This window comes from Pseudorhodoferax soli, assembly GCF_003337555.1.
Lineage (GTDB): Bacteria > Pseudomonadota > Gammaproteobacteria > Burkholderiales > Burkholderiaceae_C > Pseudorhodoferax > Pseudorhodoferax soli.
This window is the reverse complement of the sequence record NZ_QPJK01000002.1, coordinates 376694-397542: the sequence shown is the minus strand read 5'-3', so window position 1 is coordinate 397542 and position 20849 is coordinate 376694. Positions and strand designations below refer to the sequence as shown.

Genomic DNA, 20849 nt, shown 5'->3' with positions numbered 1-20849 from the left:
CTACTTGGCGTAGGACTCCAGCGGCTTGTCGTTGGGCTCGCGGAACAGCTGCTGCAGCGTCTCGCTCATGGCGAGGTTCAGGTTGGCGTTTTTCGGCGGGATCGGCGACAGGAACCACTTGGCGTAGAGCTTGGCTGCCTCGCCCGACAGCATGTACCTGCGCAGTGCGTCGTCGACCGCCTTCTTGAACGCGGGGTCGTCCTTGCGGAACAGCAGCGCGATCGGTTCGGATGCCAGGGCCTCTCCGACGATGCGAAAGCCCGTGGGGTTGCGGCCATTGGCAATCAGGCCCGCCAGCAGGTTGTCGTCGAGCACGAAGGCGTCGGCCCGGCCCGATTCCAGCATCAGGAAGCTGTCGAAATGGTCCTTGCCGAGCACGGTCGGGATCTCGATGTTCTTTGTCTTGGCGTAGCTGCGCAGCAGCAGCACGGCCGTCGTGCCGGTCGACGCCGCCACGCTGCGCCCGGCCAATTGCTCGAACGAGGTGATGCCTGAGTCGGCCCGCACCGCCATGCGCACCTGGCTCACGTAGCTCGTCAGCGCGAACGCCACCTGCTGCTGTCGCGTGAGGTTGTTGGTGGTCGGTCCGCAGCCGATGTCCACCGTGCCGTTCTGCACCAGCGACATGGTGTTCTGCGCGGTCAGGACCTTGTAGTCGAAGCGGGCGCCGGGCGCGATCTCCCTGAGCACGTGCTCGCACAGTTCGACGTGGTAGCCGACGAACTTGTCGTGGGCGCCGAGCGCATAGGCCATGGGCGCGGAGGCTTCGCGCACACCCAGCACCACGGCGCCGGTGGCCTTGATCTTGTCCATGGTGCTGGTTGCGGGAGTGCCCTGGCTGGCGGCCGCGCAGGCGAGGGTGGCGAGGGTGATGGAAACCGCTGTGCGGTGAAGTGTGTTCATGTGGTGGGCCGTCGAAAAGGTTGTTCTGCATGCACTCCTGGTGCGATACGACCCTAGCAGCGCGCCTGCATACCGTCCACGGCGGAAACGCGGAGAGCAGGGCGCGCTGTTTCTGCATGTCAGGGCGTTCGTGCCCCGGCCATTCCCACCGGTGTCGCCCGGGTCGCTGGCGCGGCAGCGCGCGCCCCGGGACATCACCGATGCGCCCCCGCGGCGGCTCGTGTCCAATGGTCCGCTTTGCACCCGCCACGATGAGAGACCGTTCCATGTTCCGCCGTTCCCTGCTGGGCGCTGCCGCGCTCGCCTCGCTGACCACGCTCGTGGCCCCCCTCACCGCCCAGGCGCAGGCCTGGAAGAACTTCCCCAGCAAGCCCATCAAGCTGGTCATCGCCTTTCCCGCCGGTGGGCCCACCGACATCACCATGCGCTCGCTGGCCGACAACGCGGCCAAGGTGCTCGGCCACCCCGTGATCATCGAGAACAAGCCTGGCGCAGGCGGCACGCTGCCCGCGCAGGCGCTGCAGATCGCGCAGCCCGACGGCTACACCATCGCGCAGATCCCGCTGGGCGTGTTCCGCCTGGGCTACACCACCAAGATCAATTGGGACCCGATCAAGGACATCAGCTACGTGATCAACGTCACGGGCTATGCCTTCGGTGTCGTGGTGCCGTCCAACAGCCCGTTCAAGACCTGGGCCGACTTCGTGGCCTACGCCAAGGCCAACCCCGGCAAGCTGACCTACGGCTCCACCGGCACGCTGACCAGCCCGCACCTGACGACCGAGATCCTCGCGCAGCAGGCCGGCATCGAACTGCAGCACGTGCCCTACAAGGGCAGCGCCGACCTCATGCTGGCCGTGGTCAGCGGCCAGCTCATGGCGGCGGTGGATTCCACCGGATTTGCGCCGCAGGTCGAGGCCGGCAAGCTGCGCGTGCTCAACACCTGGGGCGAGAAGCGCCTGCCCAAGTTTCCCGATGCGCCCACGCTCAAGGAGCTCGGCTACGACATCGTGCAGAACTCGCCCTTCGGCATCGGTGCGCCCAAGGGCACGCCACCTGAGGTCGTCAAGCGCCTGCACGACGCGTTCAAGAAGGCCATGGAAGAGCCCAGCTACGTGGCCACGCTGGCCAAGTACGACATGCTGCCCGACTACAAGAGCACGGCCGACTACACCAAATTCGCGCAGGACACGGTGGCGCGTGAGAAGGTCGTCATCGAGAAGCTGGGGCTGGCCAAGCCGCAGTGACCCCTCGGGCCGGACGCGGCATCATCGCGCCATGCCCCGTTCCGATTCCCCTGATTGGCAGGTCGTGCACGTGCACCCGCATGCGCCGGCCAAGCCCGCGCATGGCGCGCCGTGCAACGGCTGCGGCATGTGCTGCCTGCTGGAGCCGTGCCCCCTGGGCATGCTGCTCTCGCGGCGCAGGCGCGGTGCTTGCAGCGCGCTGCGCTGGAGCGAGGCGGAGAGCCGCTACCTGTGTGGCGCACTGAGCGCGCCGGCCGAGGTGCTGGGCGCGCGCTGGCTGGCGCCGCTGGCCCGGCGCTGGATCGCAGCGGGGATCGGCTGCGATGCGCGCTTCAGCATCGCATCCGATGCAGAGGAAGTCACTCCGCCTCGATCCCCGCCGCGCGGATGATCTTGCCCCAACGTTCCAGTTCGCCGAGCTGGAACTTGCCCAGTTCCTCCGGCCCCATGAACGCGGCCTCCTGCCCGGTCTTCTCGATGACCTGCTGCACCGCGGGCGCGGCCAGCGCCTCGCGCACCAGGCCGGCCAGTTGCTGCACCACCGGCGCTGGCGTGCCGGCCGGCGCGTAGAGCGCGTTCCAGTATCCGAATTCGTAGCCTGGCAGCGACTCGCTGATGGCCGGAACCTCGGGCACCAGCGGCGAGCGCTTGGGGCTGCTCATCCCCAGCGCACGCAGCTTGCCGGCCTTGACCTGCGGCAGGCTGGTCGTGAGGTCCACGATCATGAGGTCGATCTGCCCGCCCACGAGGTCCAGCACGGCCGGCGGGTTGGCCTTGTAGGGCACGTAGTTGAACTTGGTGCCCGTGGCCTGCTGGAACAGCTCGGTCGCGATCTGCGCCGACGAGCTGCCCGAGCCGTAGTTGAGCTTGCCCGGCTGGGCCTTGGCCAGGGCCACGAGTTCGGCCACGTTGGTGGCCTTGATCTGGGGGTTCACCACCAGCGCCAGGTAGCCGCGTGCCAGCAGCGAGACCGGTGCGAAGTCCTTGATCGGGTCGTAGGCGATCTTGCGCAGCAGGTGCGGGTTGGCCGACTGCGTGGTGTTGGTCGTCATGAACAGCGTGTAGCCGTCCGGCTGGGCCTTGGCCACGTACTGCGCGGCGATGCTGCCGAAGGCGCCGGCACGGCTCTCGACGATGACGGCCTGGCCCGTACGCCGGGTGATCTCGGCGCCCACGGCGCGCGTGAGGCCATCGGTTGCGCTGCCGGGCGTGGAGCCGATGACGATGGTGATGGGCTTGGCCGGGAAGGCCGGTGGCTGGGCCGAAGCCAGGGGGGCGATGGCTGCCGTGCAGGCGAGCGCGATCAGCGCGCGGCGAATGCGCATGGGATGTCTCCTCGAAGTGGAAAAGGGAAAAGGGGGGCGTGCGCTTCAGCGCAGCAGGTTCCAGCCGTTGAGCAGTGCCCGCAGCTGTTGCTGCTGCCTGTCGGTGAGCGGCCAGGCCGAGGGCGCGCGGGTGGCGCCGCAGTCGTGGCCCATGAGTTGCAGCGCGCTCTTGACCACGGTCACGTTGGTGCCGTTGTTCTCCTGTGCGCGCAGTTCCTCGAACGGCAGCATCTCCTCGATCAGGCGCATGGCCAGTGGCTGGTCGGCTGCCTCGAGCGCGTTGTAGATCGCGACGGAGCGCTCGGGCAGCACGTTGATGAGGCCCGAGGTGAAACCGCGCGCACCGACCGCGTAGAACGGCGGCGCCCACACCTCGGCCAGGCCGCCGACCCAGGCCAGCTGCCGGTCGGCCGTGCGGCGCATGGCGGCGGCTAGCACCAGCGGCGTGGGCGATGCCCACTTGATGCCTACGACCTCGGGGATGCGGCACAGCGCCTCGATCGCGTCCAGGCCGATGTTCTCGTTGCGCAGGTACAGCACCAGCGGCAGGCCGGCGCCGGCCTCGGCGATGCGCTGCACGTAGGCGAGCACGCCGCGCGGCGAGACGAAGGGGTCCGGCGGCTGGTGCACCATCAGCGCGTCGGCGCCGGCGTCGCGCGAGACGCGTGCCAGCGCGCAGGCCTCGCCCACGCTGCGGCCCACGCCGGCCAGCAGTGGCACGCGGCCGGCCACGCAGTCGGCGGCGATGGCGACGGCACGCTCGGCCTCGGCCGCCTGCAGCCCATAGAACTCGCTGGTGTTGCCGTTGGCCACCAGCACCTGCACGCCGGCCTGCACGGCGCGGTCGACCACGGGCTTGAGCGGCGCGGCGACCACGCGGTCCTGCGCGTCGAAGGGCGTGACCAGGATGCCGGAGATGCCGTTGAGCGCCTGGCGCAGCGCGGGACCTTGGAACGAAGGCATGGGGAAGAACTCCAGGAAGCGGTGAAACGGGGTGCTACTCTAGAAAGCGGCCGCCGCGCCGTCCAATCCAATCCGTCGATCCCGCCATCCAAGTTCTGAATCGTGTTCCAGCTCTCGCAACTGCGTTGCTTCGTCGCCGTCGCCACCGAACTCCATTTCGGCCGCGCGGCTGCCATGCTGCACATGACGCAGCCGCCGCTCACGCGCCAGATCCAGCTGCTGGAGCACGAGTTGGGCGTGCAGCTGCTCGAGCGTGCCGGTGGCACGGTGCGGCTGACGCCGGCCGGCACCAGCTTCCTGCGCGAGGCCGAGGACATCCTGCGCCGCAGCCAGGCGGCCATGCTGGCCGCGCGCCGCGCCATGCGGGCCGATGCCGGCACCGTCACGCTGGGCTTCATCGCCGCGGCCAGCTTCGCGCTGCTGCCGCAGGTGCTGGGCGCGATCCGCACGGCCTTGCCCGATGTGGAAGTCGTGCCGCGCGAGCTGCAGACGGTGGACCAGCTCGACGCACTGGCCGCAGGCCGCATCGACCTGGGCATCGTGCGGCCATTCGCGCCGCGCAGCTTCGCGGCCTCGTGCATGCTGCTGCGCGAGCCGCTGCTGCTGGCGGCCCCCGCCGGCCACGCACTGGCCAGCGTCGACGCCATGGCGCTGGCGGAGCTGCAGGGCCAGCCCTTCATTGCCTACTGCCCGTCGGACACGCGCTACATCTACGAGCTCATCGCAGGCCGGCTGCGCGCCGAGGACGTGGCGCCCGACACCGTGCTGACGCTGAGCCACACCCACTCCATCCTGGCCATGGTCGATGCAGGGTGGGGTGTGGCGCTTGTGCCCGCATCGGCCCAGCGCCTGGGTTATGCGCATGTCGCCTTCCGGCCGCTGCGCGAACCGGCCGGCCTGCATGCCGAACTGCACCTGGCCTGGCGCGCCCAGAGCCGGCACGTGGTGGCCGACACCGTGCGCGGCGTGTTGCAGCAGGCGGTCGTGGCCTGATCTTCAGGGCGCCGTGGGCATGGCCGGCGGCTCGCCGTTGTCGTAGGGGTTGAAGCCGGCACCGCCGCCCTGCACCTCGATCTTGACGCTGCTCGGGTCGATCTTGGATTCTCCGTCCTTGTAGTGCATGACCAGGCCCGGGAACGTCATCACGATCACCACCATCGCCAGCTGGATCACGATGAAGGGCACCGAGCCCCAGTAGATCTGGCTGGTGCGCACACCGGCCACGGTGGTGCCGGTCACGCGGTCGCGGTAGTCGTCGTGCGGCGCCACGGAGCGCAGGTAGAACAGTGCCAGCCCGAACGGCGGGTGCATGAACGAGGTCTGCATGTTCACCGCGATCAGGATGCCGAACCAGACCAGGTCGATGCCCATCTTGTCCGCCACCGGGCCCAGCAGCGGGATGATGATGAAGGCCAATTCGAAGAAGTCGAGGAAGAACGCGGCCACGAACACGAACAGGCTCACGAAGACCAGGAAGCCCCAGTGCCCGCCCGGCAGGTTGGTCAGCAGGTGCTCGACCCACAGGTCGCCGTTGACGGCACGGAAGGTCAGCGCGAACACCGTGGAGCCGATCAGGATGAACAGCGCGAAGCAGGTCAGCCGCGTGGTCGAGTCCATCGCCTGCTGCAGCAGTGTCAGGTTCATGCGCCGGCGCACCAGCGCCAGGATGAGCGCGCCGACCGCGCCCATGGCGCCGCCCTCGGTCGGCGTTGCCACGCCGATGAAGATGGTGCCCAGCACCAGGAACACCAGCGCCAGCGGCGGGATCATCACGAAGGTGACGCGCTCGGCCACGGCAGACAGCCAGCCCAGCTTGAACACGCGGTTGGCCGTGGCGGCGGCGAAGGCGAAGCCGCCCCACAGCAGCATGCCGACCACGAACTGCTCGTCCACCGGAGCGTCCGGGCCGACCACGAGTTCCATGGTGCCGATCGCGAAGCCGAGCGCCATGGTCATCAGCACCACCAGCGAGCGCGCGCCGGAATTGCCGTTGGCCTCGCGGAACGCCCGCGCTTCGGGCGGCAGCGCCGGCACCTGCTTGGGGCTGACGATGGCCAGGCCCGCCACATAGGCCAGGTACAGGCCGGTCAGCACCAGGCCCGGCAACAGCGCGCCGCGGTACATGTCGCCGACCGAGCGGCCGAGCTGGTCGGCCAGGATGATCAGCGTCAGCGAGGGCGGGATGATCTGCGACAACGTGCCCGAGGCCGCGATCACGCCCGTGGCCAGCCGCCGGTCGTAGCCGTAGCGCAGCATGATGGGCAGCGAGATCAGCCCCATGGAGATGACCGAGGCCGACACCACGCCCGTGGTGGCCGCCAGCAGCGCACCGACCGCCACCACCGCGAAGGCCAGGCCGCCGCGCATGGGGCCGAACAGCTGGCCCACGGTTTCGAGCAGGTCCTCGGCCATGCCGGAACGTTCGAGGATCAGCCCCATGAAGGTGAAGAACGGCAGGGCCAGCAGCGTGTCGTTCATGATGATGCCGAACACGCGCTGCGGCAGCGCCTGGAACAGCGCTGGCGTGAGAAGGCCTAGCTCGATGCCGATGACCCCGAACAGAATGCCGTTGGCCGCCAGTGCGAAGGCGACCGGGTAGCCGAACAACAACAGCACGACCAGCGTCGCGAACATGATGGGCGCCAGGTTGGCGATCAGGAATTCCATCTCAACGCTCCCGGGCGGCGGCGTGCGCCGCGGCGGCTTCGGCATCCAGCCGCGCCTTGAGTTCCTCGGCCAGCTTCTCTTCCTCGGTCTTGGCCGAGTCGCGCGCAGTCGGGTCGGGGCAGCGGCCCATGAGGAAGCCCGCGCACTTGATCAGGTGCGACACGCCGGCCGCGATCAGCAACGAGAAGCCGACCGGCACCAGCAGCTTGGCGGGCCAGCGGATCAGGCCGCCCGCGTTCGGCGAGGCCTCCTGCGTGACCCAGGCGTCCCAGAACATCGGCCAGGCCAGCACCATGATGAGCACGGCGGCCGGCATCAGGAACAACAGCGTGCCGGCGATCTCGATGCCGATCTGCTTGCGCTTGGAGAGCCTGGACGACAGCACGTCCACGCGCACGTGGCCGTTCTTGAGCAAGGTGTAGCCCGAGGCCAGCAGGAACAGCGCGCCGAACAGGTACCACTGCAGCTCCAGCCAGGCGTTGGAGCCACCGTGCAGGAACTTGCGGGCCAGCGCGTTGAGCGCGCTGACCACCACGACGGCCAGCACCGTCCAGGAGATCCAGCGGCCGACGAACAGGTTGATGGCATCGATCAGCCTGGAAAGCGAGAGAAGTGCACCCATTGAAACTCCGATGTCAGTGCTTGTCGTTGGCGCGCCAGGGCGTGAGCGCGCGTTCGGCCCAGACCAGGGCGCCATACAGCAGCAGGCCGATCAGTGCGAGCAGCAGCAGCGCGGCGAACACGCGCACCGTGTCGAAGGTGCCCTGCGCGCTCATGATCACGTAGCCCAGGCCGCGCTGGGACGAGACGAATTCGCCCACGATGGCACCCACCAGGGCCAGCGAGACGGCCACCTTCATGCCGGCCGCGATCGACGGCAGCGCGCCCGGCAGCCGCACCTTCCAGAAGACCGCCAGCGGGCGGCCCTTGAGCACGCGGGCCACGTCCAGCACGTCCTGCGGCACCGAGCGCAGCCCGTGCAGCGTGTCGACGATGATGGCGAACACGGCGATCAGGAAGGCGATGGCGATCTTGGGCTCGGCGCCCGTGCCCATCCAGATCACGAACAGCGGGGCCACGGCCACCTTGGGCACGCTGTTGAGCGCCACCACCAGCGGGTAGACGAAGCGCTCGCAGCGGCGCGAGCTGGCCACGGCCGTGCCGATCAGCACGCCACCGACCACCGACAGCGCGAAGCCGGCCAGCGTGGTCATCGTGGTGTAGCCGGCATGGCCGAGGTACCAGCGCCATTCGGCACCGAGCTCGACCAGCACCGCGCTGGGCAGCGGCAGCACGATGGGCCGCACGCCCGAGGCGCGGGCCAGCACTTCCCACAGCACCAGCAGCACCACGCTCGAAGCCAGGCCGGCAAGGATGGAGGAGACGACGGGATGCTTCATGCCGTGGCCACCCCGGTCTCGTCGAGCAGGCCCATCTGGCCGAAGAGCCGGCGGATCTCGCCGACGTACTGGCCGAACTGCGGCGTCTCGCGCACCGCCAGCGGGCGCGGTCGCGGCAGGTCGACCACGAACCGGTGCGCCACGCGGCCGGGCCGCGGCGAGAACACCAGCACCTCGTCGCCCAGGAACACCGCCTCGGCGATGCCGTGCGTGACGAAGACCACGGTGTTGCGCGTCTCCATCCAGATGCGCTGCAGCTCGGCGTTCATCTGGTCGCGCGTGAGCGCGTCCAGCGCGCCGAAGGGCTCGTCCATGAGCAGCAGCGGCGGGTCGTCCACCAGCGCGCGGCAGATTGCGGCGCGCTGGCGCATGCCGCCCGAGAGCTCGCGCGGGTAGCTGTCGGCGAAGTCCTGCAGGCCGGTCATGCGCAGCAGGTGCTCGACCTTGGCGGTGTAGTCGGCCACGCGCTTGCCGGCGAACTCGATGGGCAGCAGGATGTTGTCGCGGATGCTGCGCCAGTCGAGCAGGGCATGGTGCTGGAACACGATGCCCACGCCGTCCGGCGGGCCGTCGACGGCGCGGCCGCCAACCGTCAGGGTCCCTTCGCTGATGTCCTCGAGCCCGGCGATGCAGCGCAGCAGCGTGCTTTTGCCGCAGCCGCTCGGGCCGAGGATGCTGACGAAGCGGCCTGCGCCGATCTCTGCGTCGACGCCTTGCAGCGCCTGCACGCCGCGCGGCCCTGGGTACTGCTTCCTGACCCCCTTGGCCAAGACACTGGATGGCTGCATGGCTTACTTTGCGACCAGGGCGTCAAAGGCGGCCGGGTTCACGCGGCCGGGCACGTAGTAGTCGCTGGCGGGGCGGCTGGTGCCGATGAGCTGCACGGAAGAAAGCGTCTTGACGGCGGCTTCCCAGTCGGCCGGCTGCGGCACGCCGACGCGCTCGCCCGGCTTGTTGTCGAAAAACAGCTTGAGCGTGTCGAGCTGGGCGCGCAGCACGGCGCGGTCGAGCCGGGCCTGCGGGCGCTGGGCGACGATGGCGTCCACCGCTTCGTCCTCGTGGCCGGCGTAGATGTACTCCCACGTGCGCGCGACGATGGAGGCGAACTTGGCGAGCACCTCGCCACGCTCGGCGAACTTGGCTTCGCTGACGACCAGGCCGAAGCTCGGCATGTTCAGGCCGAAGTCCGCGAACGGGATGGCGCGCGAGGGCCGCGCCTTGCTCGTGGTCGGCAGCACGAACGGGATGGTGGAGAACACCACGTCGGTGCGGCCCACGGCGTAGTTGGTCGCCTTGCTGGCGGCATCGAAGTTGACGAGTTCCACGTCGTCGCGCTTGAGCTTGCCGGCTGCCAGGAAGGCGTCGACGAACGGGGCTTCGAGCGAACCGGCGGTGTAGCCGATCTTCTTGCCCTTGAGCTGGGCCGGGCCGGTGATGCCGGAGTCGACCGGCACCAGCATGCCGATGTCGTTCTTGCGCAGGAACACCGCCAGCGCCTTGACGGGCAGGCCCTTGTCGCGCGCGATCATGGCCGGCGCGAGCGCGGCGTGGCCGATGTCGAAGGCGTTGCTGGAGCCGACGATCTGCACCGTGGTGACGGAGCCGTTGCCGTCCTCCAGCGTCACATCCAGGCCGGACTGGCGGTACCAGCCCTTTTGCTGGGCCAGGTGCAACGCGGCGTGGTTGGCCCAGGGCGTCCAGTCCAGGCGGACCTTGACGGGTTCCAGGGCCTGGGCGGCGGCAGGCGCGGCGCCCAGCAGCGTGGCCAGGGCGATGGCGGCGGCCGCCAGCAGGTGACGGCGTGCGGAAGGATGGGACATGCGAGGCCTCGAAAGTTGATGACGAAACCGGCGGGTCAGCGGCCACCGCCGAACAGCCGGCGCAGGCGCTGCAGCAGCAGGCTCCAGACGATGGCGACAGGGCTCACGGCGGCCGGCGGTGGCGTGGCTTCGCCGCTGGCGGCGCCGCCCATGCGCAACGCGACCTGCTGGCCGAAGTCGGCCACCATGCGGCGCACGAAGTCCTTGACCAAGCCGGAGCGCGAGAACTGCGCCAGCGGGCCCTGCAGCGCGTACAGCATGTCCACATGCACACGCGTGCGCTGCGGCGACAGCGCTTCGAGCCGGTAGGCGATGTCGCCCTGGGCGCGCGACTGGCTCAGCGAGTCCTTGCCGGCGCCGCGCAGCACGGCGCGGCGTGCCGCGTCGTCGCGCTCGAGGCGGGCCGCGCCCGCGAACGCTGCGGCCATGGGGCCGAACTTGATGGCGATGCTGCCCTTGACCTTGTCGCCGTCCTGGGACTCGATCACCGCGCCGGGCAGGCAGCCGGCCACGGCCGGCAGGTCGCCCATGAAGGCCCAGACGGCATCGGCGCCGAACGGCAGTTCGAAGGCGGCGTCGATCTGCGTGCCCTTGCGGATGGCTGCTGCGGGCACATCGGGCTGCGGCGTGGTGTCGGCCCGTGGCGTGACGGCGGCTGCCTGGGCAGGCGTTGCGACGGCAGTCGCCGCGGGCAAGCCCGTGGCTGCCGCCGGCCGTGCGGTGGCGATCGGAAAGACCGGCATGGGCCGGGCTGCACCTTGGGCCGGGGCGGTGGCCGCCGCTGGCACCAGCGGCCGGCCGGCGCGCGCGGCATCCCGCAGCGCGGCGATGGCCGGGTCGGGCTCGCGTTGCAGCTGGCCGAGCACGTCGCGGATGGCGGCGACGATGCCCATGTAGCCCGTGCAGCGGCACAGGTTGCCGGACAGTTCCAGCCGCACGCGGGCCTCGTCGGCCTCGGGCAGGCGCAGCACGATGTCACGTGCCGTGGCCAGCATCCCGGGGGTGCAGAAGCCGCACTGCAGCGCATGGTGCTGCGTGAAGGCCGCGCGCAGGCGGCCCATCAGCGCATCCCCGTCGTAGCCTTCGACGGTGGTGACGCAGCGGTCCTGGCAGGCCACGGCGAAGGTGATGCACGAGCGCGTGGGCGCACCGTCCACCAGCACCGTGCAGGCACCGCAGACGCCATGCTCGCAGCCCAGGTGGGTGCCGGTCAGGCGCACGGTGTCGCGCAGGAAGTCGCCCAGATGGGTGCGCGGTTCGACCTCGGCCGACAGGGGCCGGCCGTTGACTTCGAGCGTCACGGTGTTCATGCGTGTGCTCCCGCCGGCTGGGTGGCCGGCGCGGTGGCCAGGCCGGCTTGCGCCAGTGCGCGCGCCAGGCAGACCGTGTGCAACTGGTGGTCGACCGCATCGCGGCCGGGCAGGGCGGCGTGCACGGCGCTGGCCAGGGCCTCGCGCGTGGCGGCGGCCGCGCCCTGCGCCGCGATGCGCTCGGCCAGGGCCGGCAGCTGCAGCGGCGCGCCGTCCAGCGCGCCGAGCACGATGCGCGCCTGCGGCTGGCCGGCGCCCTGCCAGACGGCGGCGCTGGCCTCGGCGAACTCGCCGGGCTTGCGGCAGAACTTGTAGTAGCCCCAGCGGTGGCCGGTGGTGGCTTGCGGCACGTGGACGGCGGCGATGGCCTCGTCCGCGTCCAGCGCGGTGGTGTAGGCGGCGTGCATGAATTCTTCGAGGGCGATGCTGCGCGTGCCGCGCGGCGAGCGCAGCGTGAGCCGGGCGCCGAGCGCGGTGAGCGTGACGATCCAGTCGGCGGCGGGGTCGGCGTGCGCCAGGCTGCCGCCCAGCGTGCCGCGGTTGCGCACGGCGCGGTAGGCGATGCCGGCCGCGACTTCGCGCATGGGGTGCTCGCGCAGCGCCGCGTGCAGGCCGTCCTCGATGGCGGCATGGGTGACGCCGGCGCCGATCTCCACCTGGCCGTCGGCCACGCGCACGCCGGCCAGTTCGGCCAGGCGCGAGATGTCCACGACGAGCTGCGGCCGGGTCAGGCGCAGGTTCAGCATCGGGCCGAAGGACTGGCTGCCGGCCATCAGCTTGGCCCGGCCTGCCTGCTCGGCCAGCAGCTGCGTGGCGGCCAGCAGGCTGTCGGGGCTGCGGTAGTCGAATGCAGCGGCCTTCATGGCGCGGCCTCCGCGGCCGCGACCGTGCTGGTGGCGGCGGCCCGGCCCTGCGCCAGCGCCTGCAGCAGCCGGCGCGGCGTCAGCGGCGTCATCAGCAGCTCGGGCGCGCCGGTGCCGCGCAGCGCGTCGTTGACGGCGTTGAACAGCACGGCAGGCGGTGCGATGGCGCCGCCTTCGCCCATGCCCTTGGCGCCGAACTCGGTGTGCGGCGAGGGCGTCTCGAAGTGGTCGATGCGGATGTGCGGCACTTCGGTGGCGCCCGGCAGGATGTAGTCGGCCAGCGTGGAGGCCAGCGGCTGGCCCTGCTCGTCGTACGGCATCTCCTCGTACAGCGCGGTGCCGATGCCCTGGGCGATGCCGCCGATGGTCTGGCCCTCGACGATCATGGGGTTGACGATCACGCCGCAGTCTTCCACCACCACGTAGTCCAGGATCTCGATGGCGCCGGTCTCCGGGTCGACCGCCACCACGGCGGCCTGGCTGGCGTAGGTGAAGGCGCCGGTGTCGACCTTGGGCTTGTAGCCGGTCGACACCTCCAGGCCCGCGCGGTCCACGTCGGCAGGCAGGCGCTGCGGTGTCACGTACCAGGCGTTGGCCACGTCGGCCAGCGTGACCGACTGTTCGCCGGCCCAGGCGCGGCCGTCGGCCAGCGCAACCACCGCCGGGTCCACGCCCATGAGGTGGCCGGCGATGTGGCGCAGCCGGGGCGCGAGCTGCTTGCAGGCGATGGACACCGCGCCGCCCGACATCACCAGCGAGCGCGAGGCGTAGGTGCCGGTGGAGTAGGGGGTCTGGCCGGTGTCGCCATGCAGCAGGCGGATGCGCTCGACGGCGATGCCCAGCACCTCGTGGGCGATCTGGGCGAAGCTGGTCTCCATGCCCTGGCCGTGCGAATGCACGCCCACGCGCAGCTCCAGGCCGCCGTCCGGCGTCATGCGCACCATGGCCTGGTCGTGGCCGGGGATCACGGCCGTGCCCCAGGTGGCGAACACCGAGGTGCCGTGGGCGGACTGCTCGGTGTAGGTGGCGCAGCCCAGGCCGATGCGCCGGCCGTCGGGTTCGCCGCGGCGCTGGCGTTCGCGCACGGCGTCGGCACCGACCATCTCCAGCGCGCGGCGCAGGCTGGCCGGGTAGTCGCCACCGTCGAAGTGCTTGTTGGCCACGTTCACATAGGGCATCTGCTCGGGGCGGACCAGGTTCTCGAGACGCACCTCGGAGGGGTCGCGGCCGACCTCGCGGGCCAATGCGTCCATGAGCAGTTCCAGCGCGAAGCACACGCCGGTGCGCGCCACGCCGCGGTAGGGCACGAAGCCGGGCTTGTTGGTGGCCACGCAGCGTGTCTCGCAGCGGTAGCCGCGGAAGTCGTAGGGGCCGGGCAGATTGCCGACGGCCTGGCCGGGCTCCAGGCCCACGGTGAAGGGCCAGACCGAGTAGGCGCCGCCGTCGATGGTGATGACCGCGTCCAGCGCCAGCAGGCGGCCGCGCCGGTCGGCATAGGCCGTCACCTCGTAATGGTGCTGGCGCGAGTTGGCGCCGGCGATCAGGTGCTCGCGCCGGTCTTCGAGGAAGCGGAACGGGCGCCGGTAGGTCTTGGCCAGCCAGGCCACGCAGAGCTCTTCCTGCTGCAGCACGCACTTGTAGCCGAAGGCGCCGCCCACGTCGGGCGAGATCACGCGTACGCGCTCTTCGGGCAGGTCGAGGAAGCTGGCGATGCCGGTGCGGATCAGGTGCGGCACCTGCGTAGCGCTCACCACCACCAACTGGTCGGCCTGGAAGTCCCAGTAGGCCAGCACGGCCTTGCCTTCCATGGGCACCATGCACTGGCGCGACAGCTCGATGCGGCGCGAGACCTTGACTTCGGCCGTGGCCGCGAGTTGGTCGAAGTCGCGGTCGGCCTTGAGCGTCACGAAGCGGTTGTCGTGCCAGGTCTCGTGCACGAAGTCCTCGGTGGCGTCCAGCGCCGACCACACGTTGGCATAGACCGGCAGTTCGGCGTACTCCACCTCCACGCGCTCGACCAGGTCTTCGGCCTGTGCCCGCGTGGGCGCGAAGGCCAGCGCCACCGGCTCGCCGACGAAGCGCACCTTGCCCGAGGCCAGCGGCGACTGCGCCGAGGGCTGGTAGGTCGGCAACGTGGAGGGCGAGACGATGTCCTGCGCATCGGGCATGGCATCGCGCAGCACCACCAGTTCGGCGATATCGGCCGGCACGTTGGCCGAGACGATGCGTGCGTGCGCGAGCGGGCTGCGCAGGAAGGCCACCTCGCACAGGCCCGGCATGGCCATGTCGCCGACGAAGTTGCCCTGGCCCGCCAGGTGGCGGGCGTCTTCCTTGCGCGGCACCCGGGCGCCGATGCCCTGCGCTTTCGTCCGGGTGCCCGGGTTGTCACTGTGGTCCATGAACGGTCGTGGGGGAGAAAAGAAGGGCGGGCTCAGCGGCGGGAAACGGCGTTGAAGGTGTAGCCGTCCAGCGCGGCTTCGGCCACGCGGAACCACTCCACCTGCTCCTTCTGGAACGCCTGCCACTGCGGGAAGATCGCGGCGAAGTCGGGGTTCTTGTCGGACAGCTCTTTCCAGACTTCCTGCGAGGCCTTGTAGGCAGCGTCCATCACGTCGCGCGGGAAGTAGGCGAGCTTGGCGCCGCCGGCGATGAGCTGCTTGAGGGCGCCAGGATTGGTGGCGTCGTAGCGCGCCAGCATGGACAGCGTCTGCTCGTTGCAGGCGGTCTCGAAGATGGCCTTGAACTCGGGCGACAGCGCGGCCCAGGCCTTCTCGTTGACCATGGTGGTGATGGACGCGCTGCCCTCGAACCAGCCGGGCGAGTAGTAGTAGGGCGCCACCTTGTTCAGGCCCAGCTTGAGGTCGTCGTAGGGGCCGATCCACTCGGCCGCATCGATCGCGCCCTTCTCCAGCGAGGGATAGATGTCGCCCGGCGGGATCTGCTGCGGCAGCGCGCCGAGCTTGGACATCACCATGCCGCCGATGCCGCCGATGCGCATCTTCAGGCCCTGCAGGTCGGCCACCGACTTGATCTCCTTGCGGAACCAGCCGCCCATCTGCACCCCCACGTTGCCGCTCGTGAAGTTGACGATGCCGTACTGCTTGTAGAGCTTGCGCAGGTGGGCCAGGCCGCCGCCGTGCATGACCCAGGCGTTGTGCTGGCGTGCGTTGAGTCCGAAGGACAGGCCGGTGTCGAACGCCACCGCGCTGTTCTTGCCGAAATGGAAGGTGGCCAGCACGTGGTTGCATTCCACGGTGCCGTTGCTGACGGCGTCCATGTTCTGCGCGGGCGGAACGATCTCGCCGCCGGGGAAGGCGCGGATCTCGAAGCGGCCGCCCGACAGCTCGCCCACGCGCTTGCACAGCAGCTCGGCCGATCCATACATGTTGTCCAGGCTCTTGGGCCAGGAGGTGGACATGCGCCAGCGCACGGTGGCCTGCGCCTGTGCGGACGGGGCGGCGAGGGCGGCGGCTCCGGCGCCGGCGACGGCGGCCTGACTCAGAAAACCACGACGTTGCATTGGAAGTTCCTTCGGAATGAGGGGTGGGGCGGGTGGGAGGCTGACCTGCTCGGTTCAGCAAATGCTATGCCATCGATGCGCGGTGATTTGGAAAATAGCGAAGGTACTACGCATTTATCGGTCAGCATACTGAACTATGCCGTGAAGTGGAATGCCTGGAGGCCGCCGGAGCCTCGGGGTTTGCCCGAATATGGTGCGGACGTGCATCATCCGCGCGCATTTCTCTCACTGAAACGGGGCATTGCGCGGTGCGGATGCTGTAGCCGATCACGCATCCCATGGCGATGGCGGATTCGTCGGTGGTGCCGCGCTGCACCGAAGAACAGGCTTGCAGGCGAGGCTATATTTCTTTTAATATGCAAGCCTACTGAGTAATTTTGATGGCATGAACCGTGCTGTCGATCGATGTTCCCAAACCGAGCTGCCCCGATGAACTGGATACGCATCGCATCTGCCCAAGACCTGCAGGACGACGAGGTCATGGCCGTCACCGTGGGCAGCGCCCGCATCGCGCTGTACCGCAGCGCGGGCGAGTTCTTCGCCACCGACAACCGCTGCACCCATGCGGAGGCGTCGATGTCCGAGGGTTACCTGGAGGACGGCTGCATCGAGTGCCCGCTGCACCAGGCGCGCTTCGACATCCGCACCGGCAAGGCCCTGTGCGCGCCGGCCACCGTCGACCTGCGCACGCACGCCGTGCGCCGCGAGGGCGACGAGATCTACGTCGTCGACCCGGCTGCGCCATGACAGCAGCCGACGCGCCCATCGTCGTCGTCGGTGCCGGCCAGGCTGCGGCACGGGCCGCCCAGGCGCTGCGCGGGGCCGGCTACGGCGGCGGGCTGGTGGTGGTCGGTGCGGAGGCACATCGGCCGTACGAGCGCCCGCCCTTGTCGAAGGCGGTGTTGTGCGAGGCGCAGGAACCGGCGCTGGACGTGCTGGCTCCTGCGCAGTTCGAAGGCTGCGGCCTGACCTTCATCTCCGGCGCGCGCGCCGAGCGGCTGGACCTGGCGCAGCGCACCGTGCACCTGGGCGATGGCCGCGTGCTGGCGTACCGGCAATGCCTGCTGGCCACCGGCGGACGGGCGCGCGTGCTCGCGGCGCTGCCGCCCGGCACGCCCCGAGTGCACTACCTGCGCAGCCTGGACGACGCGCGCCGCCTGCGCAGCGCGCTCGCGCCAGGTGTGCGGCTTGCCGTGGTCGGTGGCGGCTTCCTGGGCCTGGAGGCGGCGGCTTCGGCACAGGCGCTCGGCGCGCAGGCCACCGTGGTGGAGAGTGCGCCGGCCCTGTTGTCGCGCTTCCTCCCGGCCGACGCGTCGGCCTGGCTGGCCGACGCAGCGCGTGGGCGCGGTGTGACGCTGCGGCTCGGCCGTGCCCTGCGCGAGGCGAAGGTCGACGCCCGGGGCGTGCAACTCGTGCTGGACGATGGCGCCGTGGTGCAGGCCGACGAGGTGCTGGTGGCCATTGGCCTGGAGCCAGAAACGGAGCTGGCCCGTGCCGCGGGGCTGCAGATCGATGCGCGCAACGGCGGTATCGCCGTGGACGCGCAGTGCCGCAGCTCCGACCCGCAGGTCTTCGCCGCCGGCGACTGCGCCAGCCAGTTCAACCCGCACCTGGGCCTGCAGCTGCGGCTGGAGTCCTGGCAGAACGCCAACGAGCAGGCGCGCGCCGCCGCGGCCGGCATGCTGGGCCTGCCGCAGCCTGTGGTGCCTTACCCCTGGTTCTGGACAGACCAGGGCCCGCACAACCTGCAGATGCTGGGCCTGGCCGCGCCCGACCTGGCGTATGTGCGCCGAGGCGATCCCGCCGCCAATGCACAGGCCCTGTGGATCGGCCACCGCGCCGGCGTGCCGGTGCACGGCATCGCCCTCAACGCCGGTGGCGAACTGCGCGCGCTGCGTGCGCTGTTCGACGCCCGCACTCCCTTCGACCCGGATGCGTTCGTGGCCCATGCGGGCCCGCTGCGTGCCTGGGTCAAGGCCACGCAGGCCGTGGCCTGGCGCTTTCCAGGAGGAACACCCATGTACCAATCCCAAACCGTGATCGGCATCACGGACGCGTCCAAGAACGTGCCGCTGGACGGCTGCGTCTGGCCGGCCGATGCCCTCAACACCATTCCCGACTGGGTCTACACCAGCCAGCCGCTGTACGACAGCGAGATGGAGAAGATATTCCGCGGCGCCACCTGGAATTACGTTGCGCTGGAGGCCGAGATCCCGAACGTGGGCGACTACAAGCGTTCCTACGTGGGCGCCACGCCGGTGGTGGTGGCGCGCGCCGAGGACGGCAGCATCGCCGTGTTCGAGAACCGCTGCGCCCACCGCGGCGCCGAGTTCTGCCGCCACAACCAGGGCAATGCCAAGGAGTTCGTCTGCCCGTACCACCAGTGGTCCTACGACCTCAAGGGCAACCTGCAGGGCGTGCCGTTCAAGCGCGGCGTGAACAAGGCCGGCGGCATGCCCAAGGACTTCCGCAACGCCGACCACGGCACGCGCCAGCTGCGCGTGGCCACGCGGCACGGCGTGGTGTTCGCCTCCTACTCCGACACCGTGGAGCCGCTGGAGGACTATCTCACGCCCGAGATCCTGGACGAGTTCGACACCACGTTCACGGGCAAGAAGCTCAAGGTGCTGGGCTACTACCGCAACGAGCTGCCCTGCAACTGGAAGATGTACCACGAGAACCTGAAGGACCCGTACCACGCGACCTTGCTGCACTCCTTCCTCGTGGTGTTCGGCCTGCTGGTGGCGGGCAACAAGTCGACCATGTTCGCCGACACCGTGCACGGCCGGCACGGCTTCATGGGCTCGGCCAAGTCCGAGGACAAGTACGCCAGCGTGAGCGAGGAGAACAAGAAGGAGATGCGCTCCTTCCATGATGGCCTGCGGCTGCAGGACGAGCGCTTCCTCGACTTCGTGCGCGAGTTCGATTCGCCCTGGTCGGTGACCATGATGACGGTTTGGCCCAACCTCATCGTGCAGCGCGAGATGAACACGCTGGGCGTGCGCCAGATCATCCCCAACGGCCCGAACAGCATGGTCATGCAGTGGACCATGTTCGGCTACGAGGACGACACGCCGGAGATGCAGCGCCACCGGCTGCGCCAGGGCAACCTGATGGGCCCGGCCGGCTTCCTGGGGCTGGAGGACAACGAGGCCATGAAGTTCGTGCAGGAGGGAGTGCGCCGCTCCAGCACGGGCATCAACCACATCAAGCTCGATCCGGGCCGCGTGGGCACCTCGGAGAGCCTGATCTCCGAAGCGGCCATCCGCGCCATGTACATCTACTACCGGCAGGTCATGGGCCTGCCGGTGGAAGGGGGTGCCGCATGAAGCTCACCGCCTACCGCCCCTGCCAGCTCGCGCCCGCCCAGGCCATCGCGCTGCGCCAGGAGATCGAGCTGTTCAACGCCGAGTACTGCGCCGTGCTCGATGCCAATGACCTGGAGCGCTGGCCCGACTTCTTCACCGAGGATGCGGTGTACCGCGTCACCGCGCGCGAGAACGCCGAACTCGACCTGCCCGTCGGCCTCGTCTACTGCGAAGGCCGCGCCATGATGATCGACCGCGCCGTGGCGATCTCGCGCACCCAGATGTTCGCGCCGCGCTACATGCTGCACCTGCTGGGGCTCACGCGCGTCGAGTCGGCAACGCCCGACGGCATCCTGGCCCAGACGCCCTTCATGCTCGTGCAGACGCTGGTGGAGGGCCCCTCGACCCTGCACCTGGCCGGCTGCTACCACGACCGCTTCGTGCGCCAGGACGGCCGGCTGCTGCTGGCCGACCGCCAGGTCGTGCACGACACCAACATCCTCGCCAACGACCTGGTCTATCCCGCCTGAGCGGCCCTGACGGAACCATCCCTGTGAACGCCACACCCAAGATCGCCTTCGAAGAGCACTTCTCCGTACCCGTCTTCTCCGAGTACGCCAAGGCCTTCACCCAGCACCTGCCCGCCGATGCCCGCAAGGACCTGCTCACGCGGCTGGCCGATTTCGACGACGCGCGGCTGGACGACATGGCCGCCGGCAACGTGCAGTACGTGATCCTGTCGCAGAGCGCGCCCGGCATGCAGGCCGAGCCCGATGCGGCGCTGGCCCTGCGCCGCGCGGCCGAGAACAACGATTTCCTGGCCGAGCGCGTGGCGCGCCGGCCCGACCGCTACGGCGGATTCGCCCACCTGGCCATGCACCAGCCGGAGCTGGCGGCGCGCGAGCTCGAGCGCGCGGTGACGGAGCTGGGCTTCAAGGGTGCGCTGATCAACGGCCACACATGCGGCCGCTACTACGACGATCCGGCCTTCGACGTGTTCTGGGAACGGGCCGAGGCGCTGGGCGCGCCGATCTACCTGCACCCGGCCAACTTCAGCGCCGTGCCGGCCCTGCTGGCCGACGTGCCGGTGCTGCAGGGCGCCACCTTCGGCTGGGCCATGGAGACCGGCGGCCATGCGCTGCGCCTGCTGTTCGGCGGCGTGTTCGACCGCTTCCCCGGCCTCAAGGTGGTACTGGGCCACATGGGCGAGTTCCTGCCCTTCATGCGCTGGCGGCTGGACAGCCGCTTCGCGGCCTACCCGCACGGCATCACGCTCAAGAAGCCGCCTTCGGCCTACTTCCAGTCCAACCTCTTCATCACCACCTCGGGCGTGTGCTCGGCGCCCTCGCTGCTGGGCGCGATCGGCGAGATGGGTGCAGAGAACGTGCTGTTCTCGATCGACTACCCCTACGAATCGACCGTGGACGCCTGCCAGTTCATCGAGCAGGCGCCGCTGGACGCCGCCACGCGCGATCTCGTCTGCCACGGCAACGCCCGCCGACTGTTCAATCTCTGAGACAAGA

19 protein-coding genes and 1 pseudogene are annotated in these 20849 nt (G+C 69.8%); 8 read left to right on the top strand and 12 right to left on the bottom strand.

The features are described from left to right. A complete protein-coding gene (locus tag DES41_RS08550) occupies window positions 1-903 on the bottom strand; it encodes a transporter substrate-binding domain-containing protein (RefSeq protein ID WP_114467212.1) in 903 nt (300 codons plus the stop codon). A 266-nt stretch (window positions 904-1169) separates the two neighbouring features. Here DES41_RS08550 and DES41_RS08545 point away from each other — a divergent pair, with 266 nt between their 5' ends. Together DES41_RS08545 and DES41_RS08540 are read left to right on the top strand one after the other, a co-directional pair. Then, window positions 1170-2150, top strand: a complete 981-nt coding sequence (locus DES41_RS08545; RefSeq protein ID WP_114467211.1) for a tripartite tricarboxylate transporter substrate binding protein — start codon at window positions 1170-1172, stop codon at window positions 2148-2150. Window positions 2151-2181: 31 nt separating this feature from the next. Then, on the top strand, window positions 2182-2541 hold the full coding sequence (locus tag DES41_RS08540) for a hypothetical protein (RefSeq protein WP_114467210.1): 360 nt from the start codon (window positions 2182-2184) through the stop codon (window positions 2539-2541). Here the strand turns inward: DES41_RS08540 and DES41_RS08535 are convergent. Both DES41_RS08535 and DES41_RS08530 read right to left on the bottom strand, forming a co-directional pair. Next, complete coding sequence (locus DES41_RS08535) at window positions 2510-3475, bottom strand: Bug family tripartite tricarboxylate transporter substrate binding protein (RefSeq protein ID WP_114467209.1); 966 nt, start codon at window positions 3473-3475, stop codon at window positions 2510-2512. The two genes, DES41_RS08540 and DES41_RS08535, sit on opposite strands and share 32 nt — an antisense overlap. A 45-nt stretch (window positions 3476-3520) precedes the next feature. After that, window positions 3521-4438, bottom strand: coding sequence for a dihydrodipicolinate synthase family protein (locus DES41_RS08530; protein ID WP_114467208.1), 918 nt, complete (start codon window positions 4436-4438; stop codon window positions 3521-3523). 102 nt (window positions 4439-4540) lie between these two features. Here DES41_RS08530 and DES41_RS08525 point away from each other — a divergent pair, with 102 nt between their 5' ends. Further along, window positions 4541-5431, top strand: a complete 891-nt coding sequence (locus DES41_RS08525) for a LysR family transcriptional regulator (RefSeq protein WP_114467207.1) — start codon at window positions 4541-4543, stop codon at window positions 5429-5431. Between the two features lie 3 nt (window positions 5432-5434). Here the strand turns inward: DES41_RS08525 and DES41_RS08520 are convergent, their stop codons facing one another. The 9 genes from DES41_RS08520 to DES41_RS08480 are packed head-to-tail and all read right to left on the bottom strand — an operon-like array spanning window position 5435 to window position 16018. After that, window positions 5435-7105, bottom strand: coding sequence for a TRAP transporter large permease (locus tag DES41_RS08520; protein ID WP_114467794.1), 1671 nt, complete (start codon window positions 7103-7105; stop codon window positions 5435-5437). A 1-nt stretch (window position 7106) separates the two neighbouring features. Then, on the bottom strand, window positions 7107-7727 hold the full coding sequence (locus DES41_RS08515; protein ID WP_114467206.1) for a TRAP transporter small permease subunit: 621 nt from the start codon (window positions 7725-7727) through the stop codon (window positions 7107-7109). Window positions 7728-7740: 13 nt separating this feature from the next. Then, window positions 7741-8505 carry an ABC transporter permease gene (locus DES41_RS08510; RefSeq protein ID WP_114467205.1) on the bottom strand — a complete coding sequence of 255 codons (765 nt, stop codon included), beginning with the start codon at window positions 8503-8505 and terminating at the stop codon, window positions 7741-7743. Beyond that, window positions 8502-9293, bottom strand: coding sequence for an ABC transporter ATP-binding protein (locus DES41_RS08505; protein ID WP_114467204.1), 792 nt, complete (start codon window positions 9291-9293; stop codon window positions 8502-8504). Before DES41_RS08505 ends, DES41_RS08510 begins: the two co-directional genes overlap by 4 nt. A 3-nt stretch (window positions 9294-9296) precedes the next feature. Further along, a complete protein-coding gene (locus DES41_RS08500; protein ID WP_114467203.1) occupies window positions 9297-10325 on the bottom strand; it encodes an ABC transporter substrate-binding protein in 1029 nt (342 codons plus the stop codon). Between the two features lie 35 nt (window positions 10326-10360). Next, complete coding sequence (locus DES41_RS08495) at window positions 10361-11635, bottom strand: xanthine dehydrogenase family Fe-S subunit (protein ID WP_114467202.1); 1275 nt, start codon at window positions 11633-11635, stop codon at window positions 10361-10363. After that, window positions 11632-12498, bottom strand: coding sequence for an FAD binding domain-containing protein (locus tag DES41_RS08490; protein ID WP_114467201.1), 867 nt, complete (start codon window positions 12496-12498; stop codon window positions 11632-11634). The genes DES41_RS08495 and DES41_RS08490 overlap by 4 nt, the downstream gene beginning before the upstream one ends. After that, window positions 12495-14897 (bottom strand): xanthine dehydrogenase family protein molybdopterin-binding subunit, encoded by a 2403-nt coding sequence (locus DES41_RS08485; protein WP_114467200.1) that lies wholly within the window; start codon window positions 14895-14897, stop codon window positions 12495-12497. The genes DES41_RS08490 and DES41_RS08485 overlap by 4 nt, the downstream gene beginning before the upstream one ends. A gap of 32 nt (window positions 14898-14929) precedes the next feature. Next, a complete protein-coding gene (locus DES41_RS08480) occupies window positions 14930-16018 on the bottom strand; it encodes a TRAP transporter substrate-binding protein (RefSeq protein WP_114467199.1) in 1089 nt (362 codons plus the stop codon). A 429-nt stretch (window positions 16019-16447) separates the two neighbouring features. On the opposite strand from DES41_RS08480, the gene DES41_RS08475 reads away from it, so the two are divergent. The 5 genes and pseudogenes from DES41_RS08475 (at window position 16448) to DES41_RS08460 (ending at window position 20842) form a co-directional block, all read left to right on the top strand. Beyond that, window positions 16448-16765 carry a bifunctional 3-phenylpropionate/cinnamic acid dioxygenase ferredoxin subunit gene (locus DES41_RS08475; RefSeq protein WP_114467198.1) on the top strand — a complete coding sequence of 106 codons (318 nt, stop codon included), beginning with the start codon at window positions 16448-16450 and terminating at the stop codon, window positions 16763-16765. After that, window positions 16762-18006, top strand: a pseudogene (locus DES41_RS38730) (NAD(P)/FAD-dependent oxidoreductase); the annotation flags it as partial. The gene DES41_RS08475 and the pseudogene DES41_RS38730, both read left to right, overlap by 4 nt. Window positions 18007-18036: 30 nt before the next feature. Continuing rightward, entirely contained in the window at window positions 18037-19347 is a 1311-nt protein-coding gene (locus tag DES41_RS38725; protein ID WP_211332952.1) for an aromatic ring-hydroxylating dioxygenase subunit alpha, read from the top strand. Continuing rightward, entirely contained in the window at window positions 19344-19856 is a 513-nt protein-coding gene (locus tag DES41_RS08465) for an aromatic-ring-hydroxylating dioxygenase subunit beta (RefSeq protein WP_114467196.1), read from the top strand. Before DES41_RS38725 ends, DES41_RS08465 begins: the two co-directional genes overlap by 4 nt. 23 nt (window positions 19857-19879) lie before the next feature. Continuing rightward, window positions 19880-20842 (top strand): amidohydrolase family protein, encoded by a 963-nt coding sequence (locus DES41_RS08460; RefSeq protein WP_114467195.1) that lies wholly within the window; start codon window positions 19880-19882, stop codon window positions 20840-20842. Window positions 20843-20849 lie beyond the last annotated feature (7 nt).

Bases quoted from the DNA above. Each gene is read 5' to 3' on its own strand.
- DES41_RS38725 (WP_211332952.1), top strand. From the start codon at position 18,037: ATGTACCAATCCCAAACCGTGATCGGCATCACGGACGCGTCCAAGAAC.
- DES41_RS08515 (WP_114467206.1), bottom strand. From the start codon at position 7,727: ATGGGTGCACTTCTCTCGCTTTCCAGGCTGATCGATGCCATCAACCTG.
- DES41_RS08480 (WP_114467199.1), bottom strand. From the start codon at position 16,018: ATGCAACGTCGTGGTTTTCTGAGTCAGGCCGCCGTCGCCGGCGCCGGA.
- DES41_RS08475 (WP_114467198.1), top strand. From the start codon at position 16,448: ATGAACTGGATACGCATCGCATCTGCCCAAGACCTGCAGGACGACGAG.
- DES41_RS08545 (WP_114467211.1), top strand. From the start codon at position 1,170: ATGTTCCGCCGTTCCCTGCTGGGCGCTGCCGCGCTCGCCTCGCTGACC.
- DES41_RS08550 (WP_114467212.1), bottom strand. From the start codon at position 903: ATGAACACACTTCACCGCACAGCGGTTTCCATCACCCTCGCCACCCTC.
- DES41_RS08520 (WP_114467794.1), bottom strand. From the start codon at position 7,105: ATGGAATTCCTGATCGCCAACCTGGCGCCCATCATGTTCGCGACGCTG.
- DES41_RS08535 (WP_114467209.1), bottom strand. From the start codon at position 3,475: ATGCGCATTCGCCGCGCGCTGATCGCGCTCGCCTGCACGGCAGCCATC.
- DES41_RS08490 (WP_114467201.1), bottom strand. From the start codon at position 12,498: ATGAAGGCCGCTGCATTCGACTACCGCAGCCCCGACAGCCTGCTGGCC.
- DES41_RS08500 (WP_114467203.1), bottom strand. From the start codon at position 10,325: ATGTCCCATCCTTCCGCACGCCGTCACCTGCTGGCGGCCGCCGCCATC.
- DES41_RS08530 (WP_114467208.1), bottom strand. From the start codon at position 4,438: ATGCCTTCGTTCCAAGGTCCCGCGCTGCGCCAGGCGCTCAACGGCATC.
- DES41_RS08505 (WP_114467204.1), bottom strand. From the start codon at position 9,293: ATGCAGCCATCCAGTGTCTTGGCCAAGGGGGTCAGGAAGCAGTACCCA.
- DES41_RS08540 (WP_114467210.1), top strand. From the start codon at position 2,182: ATGCCCCGTTCCGATTCCCCTGATTGGCAGGTCGTGCACGTGCACCCG.
- DES41_RS08465 (WP_114467196.1), top strand. From the start codon at position 19,344: ATGAAGCTCACCGCCTACCGCCCCTGCCAGCTCGCGCCCGCCCAGGCC.
- DES41_RS08510 (WP_114467205.1), bottom strand. From the start codon at position 8,505: ATGAAGCATCCCGTCGTCTCCTCCATCCTTGCCGGCCTGGCTTCGAGC.
- DES41_RS08485 (WP_114467200.1), bottom strand. From the start codon at position 14,897: ATGGACCACAGTGACAACCCGGGCACCCGGACGAAAGCGCAGGGCATC.
- DES41_RS08495 (WP_114467202.1), bottom strand. From the start codon at position 11,635: ATGAACACCGTGACGCTCGAAGTCAACGGCCGGCCCCTGTCGGCCGAG.